General features: G+C 73.5%; 4 protein-coding genes. All 4 read right to left on the reverse strand.

What is annotated here, in order from left to right:
• On the reverse strand, positions 1-262 hold a 262-nt coding region (locus tag DQW06_RS09035), incomplete at its 3' end, for an NAD(P)-binding protein (RefSeq protein ID WP_157983382.1).
• A 54-nt stretch (positions 263-316) separates the two neighbouring features.
• The gene (gene dxs / locus DQW06_RS09040) at positions 317-2245 is read right to left on the reverse strand and encodes a 1-deoxy-D-xylulose-5-phosphate synthase (protein WP_013153866.1); all 1929 of its coding nucleotides are present in this window, start codon (positions 2243-2245) and stop codon (positions 317-319) included.
• A 222-nt stretch (positions 2246-2467) separates the two neighbouring features.
• Positions 2468-3253: a sulfite exporter TauE/SafE family protein gene (locus DQW06_RS09045; protein WP_117198285.1), complete on the reverse strand. Its 786-nt coding sequence runs from the start codon at positions 3251-3253 to the stop codon at positions 2468-2470.
• Between the two features lie 37 nt (positions 3254-3290).
• On the reverse strand, positions 3291-4175 hold an 885-nt coding region (locus DQW06_RS09050; protein ID WP_117198286.1), incomplete at its 5' end, for a styrene monooxygenase/indole monooxygenase family protein.

The raw sequence follows: 4175 nt of genomic DNA on the forward strand, positions 1-4175 counted from the left end.
CGCCGACGAAGCGCACGTCGGGGTGTTCCAGAATCCTGCGCAGCGCCCGGGCCACGCCCTTGATCTTGGTGTGGTCGGGGGCCACCCCGTAGCGCACCAGCCCGTAGGGCGTGGGCAGGCGGTCCATGACGTCGACCCGCACGGGTACGCGCCGCTGCCGGGTCAGGGCGTCGGCGGCGTAGACGCCCGCCGGGCCGGAGCCGATCACGGCCACCCGGAGCGGTGCGGCGGTGCTGTGCTGCTCAGGTTCGGAGGAGCTCATGCGCCCATTCTGGCAGCCCGGGGGCGTCCCCCGGGCTGCCTGGGACACGTGCGCTCAGGCGGTCTCGTCGGCCAGTTCGCCGGCGGACTTGGCGCCGTCGGTGTGCCGGGAGACCGTCTCGGTGAGGCTGCGGGACAGCTCCTGGGGGGTCAGGCCCTGCTCGCGCAGGATGTCGTCGCGCTTGGCGTGGTCCAGGAACTCCTGCGCGATGCCGAACGTGCGCACCGGCATGTCCACGTCGTGGTCGCGCAGCAGGCGGGCCACGGCGTCGCCGACCGCGCCGGTGCGGCCGTTGTCCTCGATGACCGCGACGACGCTGTGCTCGGCGGCCTCGGCGACCAGGGCCTCGTCCAGCGGCTTGACCCACAGGGGGTCGATGACGGTGACGCCCAGCCCCTGGGCGGCCATCCGGTCGGCGACCTCGCAGGCGACCTGGGCCATGGTGCCCACGCCCACGATGAGCAGGTCCTTGGAGTTGCCGCCGTCGGCGGCGCGGCGGAGCAGGTCCATGGAGCCGACCCTGCCCACGGCGTCCAGCTGCTCGGCGACCGCGCCCTTGGGGTAGCGCACGACGGTGGGCGCGTCCTCGACGGCGACGGCCTCGCGCACCAGGGCGCGCAGGCGCTCGGCGTCGCGGGGCGCGGCCAGGCGCAGGCCCGGGACCACCTGGAGGATGGACATGTCCCACATGCCGTTGTGGCTGGCGCCGTCGTTGCCGGTGATCCCGGCGCGGTCCAGGCAGAAGGTGACGCCCTGGCGGTGCAGGGCGGCGTCCATGAGCACCTGGTCGAAACAGCGGTTGAGGAAGGTGGCGTAGACGGCCACGACCGGGTGCAGGCCGTTCATGGCCATGCCGGTGGCCGCGGTGGCGGCGTGCTGCTCGGCGATGCCCACGTCGAAGGTGCGCTCGGGGTAGGCCTCGGCGAACTTGTTGAGGCCGGTGGGGTGGAGCATGGCGGCGGTGATGGCCACCACGTCGGGGCGCTCGGCGCCGATCTCCACCATGGTGTCGGCGAAGACCGAGGTCCACTTGACGGCCTTGGGGCCGGGCTTGGCCTGGCCGGTGGCCACGTCGAAGGGGCCGGGGGCGTGGAACTGGTCCTCGTCGTGGTTCTCGGCCGGGGCGTAGCCCTTGCCCTTCTGGGTGATGCAGTGGACGATCGCCGGGCCGCCGAAGTCGCGGGCGCGGCGCAGCGCCTTCTCCAGGGCCTGCTCGTCGTGGCCGTCGATGGGACCGAGGTACTTCAGGCCCAGGTCCTCGAACATCATCTGCGGCTGGATGGCGTCCTTGAGGCCCTTCTTGATGCCGTGCAGCGCCTCGTAGAGGGGCTGGCCGACCACGGGCGTGCGGTTGAGGGTGGTCTTGGCCAGGTCCAGGGCCTGCTCGTAGCCGGGGGCCATGCGCAGGGAGGCGAGGTGGTCGGCCAGACCGCCCATGGTGGGCGAGTAGGAGCGGCCGTTGTCGTTGACCACGATGACCAGGCGCCGGTCCCTGCGCTCGGCGATGTTGTTGAGCGCCTCCCAGGCCATGCCGCCGGTGAGGGCGCCGTCGCCGATGACGGCGACCACGGTGCGGTCCGTGCGGCCCCGCACCTCGTTGGCCTTGGCCATGCCGTCGGCGTAGGACAGCGCGGTGGAGGCGTGGGAGTTCTCGACGAAGTCGTGCTCGGACTCTGCGCGGGAGGGGTATCCGGACAGGCCGCCCTCGGACTTGAGGTTGGTGAAGTCGTGGCGGCCGGTGAGCACCTTGTGCGCGTAGGCCTGGTGCCCGGTGTCGAAGATGATGGGGTCCTTCGGGGAGTCGAAGACCCGGTGCAGCGCGATGGTCAGCTCGACGACGCCGAGGCTGGGGCCCAGGTGCCCGCCGGTCTGGGAGCAGGAGTCGACCAGGAAGTCCCGGATCTCCTGTGCCAGCGCAGGGAGCTGGTCGGCCGGAAGCCTCTTGAGCGCTTCCGGATTGTGTATCGACTCGAACAGTGCCACTGTCTCGTCAGTCCCCTCGTCCCGCGTGTCCGTTGAGTTTGCCGTCCCGTGCCCCTGACGTGGGCCGGTCCTGGCTACCGGCAGGTATCCATACCCGAGTTTATGGGCGTACGTCCACGGGTCCTACCCAACCCCGCGCGGGAGCGGCCCATGCAACGCCCGTGCCGTCCGGTTACCGGGTTTTCGCGTACATTACTCGGTTCCCGGAGCGGTGGCCGCGCGTCAGCCCAGGAAGGCCTGGGCGAGCAGCCCCAGCGCGGAGGCCGCCACCACCGCCAGCAGGGCAGCGCGCAGCCGCCCGGCGTCGACGCGGCGGCGCAGCGCGGTCCCGGCGAAGAAGCCCGCGACCACGAGGGGGATCGCGCAGGCCCCGACGGCGGCGGTCCGGGCGTCCATCTGGCCGCCCAGGGCCAGGGCCGCCAGCGAGACCGCGCCGCCCAGCAGGAAGAACGCGGCCAGGGTGGCGCGGACCCGGGCGGGCTCCTCGTACTGGTAGAGCAGCGCCATGGGCGGGCCGCCGATCGTGGTGGCGGTGCCGGTGAGCCCGGACAGGGTTCCGGCCGCCACGAGCGAGACGGGGGTGATGCGCACCCGCAGGGACCAGAGCGAGAGGGCGACGGCCACCAGCACCATCGCCCCGACCGCGCCCGCCAGGGCGCGGGGCTCCAGGACGGCCACCACCCACACCCCCAGGGCGGTTCCGGGCAGGCGCGCGGGCAGCCCCCAGGCGAGGCCGCGCCAGTCCACGTGCCGCCACTCCTGCAGGAGCGTGAGTCCGGGCAGGACGATCACGGCGACCAGGAGCGCCCCCGGTACGAGGGTGGGGTCCAGGAAGGACAGGACGGGCGCGGCGACCAGCCCGAGGCCGAGGCCGACGGTGCTCTGCACCGCGGCCCCGAGGAGGACGGCGACCGCCGCGGCGATGACGAACGGCGCCACGTCGGTGGGGGCGAGCAGACCGTGGCCGCTGGGGGCCAGGAAGGAGGCGGCGGAGAGTTCTACGGGCACGGCGTGCGACGCTACATCCCCACCGTCCCGACCGGGTTCAGGAGATAGGGAGATGGGATGACCGTGCGGGTTCGGCGCGCCGGACGCCGTCCACGTAGGCCAGTGCCCGTTCGGGGTGCAGGAACCACCCGATCAGGTCGCCGGGGTCGCTGAAGCAGTTGGCGAAGCGGTCGGCCGTCTCCTGGTGGCGCGCGGCGAGGCGGTACAGCTCCTCCAGGTGCGGCGGAGCGGTGAGCAGGACCCTGCTCCACGCGGTCACCTGGCTGGCCAGGCGCCAGTAGGCGGCGAACGCCGAGCGCATGAAGGCCTCGTCGAAGGGCCGACGTCCGTGGTCGACGACGGCGCGGCGGTAGACCTCGGCGCCGAAGGAGGCCATGTTGGCCCCCTGCGCGGTGACGGGGTCGTTGGCGACCACGGAGTCCGCCATGCCCAGGACGGGGGTTCCGTTCGCCAGGCGGGCGACGGGTTCGCGCACCACCGGCGCGTAGCCGCCGCGCAGGGCCGCCCCCGGGTCGGCGAGGCGGGCGTGGGCCAGGCGCTCGTACTCCCAGGGCGCCTCGCGGTACAGCACGTCCAGCAGGCCCGCGAGGACCTCCTCGCCGGAGGCGCCGGGGGGCAGCGGCCGGTCCAGGGGGCCGCCGGGCACCGCCTCGACCATGACGGCCTCGCAGACCCCGGCCAGGGAGTAGGTGGGCAGGGTGGTGACCTCCCCCGCGCCGGGGACGACGGTGCGGCTGAGCACGGGCCCGTCGGGGTGGGGCCCGGCGCCGGTCACGTAGGCCAGCGCCAGGGAGCGCTGCGGGGACCGGAAGTGCGAGCGCCGGGTGTCGCGGGGGAAGACCTCGGAGAGCGCGCCGCGCCCGGAGGCGACGACGGTGAGTTCGTGGTCGGCGGCGAGCCGTTCCAGGTCCTCGGCCAGGAC

The sequence above is a fragment of the Nocardiopsis sp. TNDT3 genome (genome assembly GCF_003427465.1).
GTDB classification, from domain to species: Bacteria; Actinomycetota; Actinomycetes; order Streptosporangiales; family Streptosporangiaceae; genus Nocardiopsis; species Nocardiopsis dassonvillei.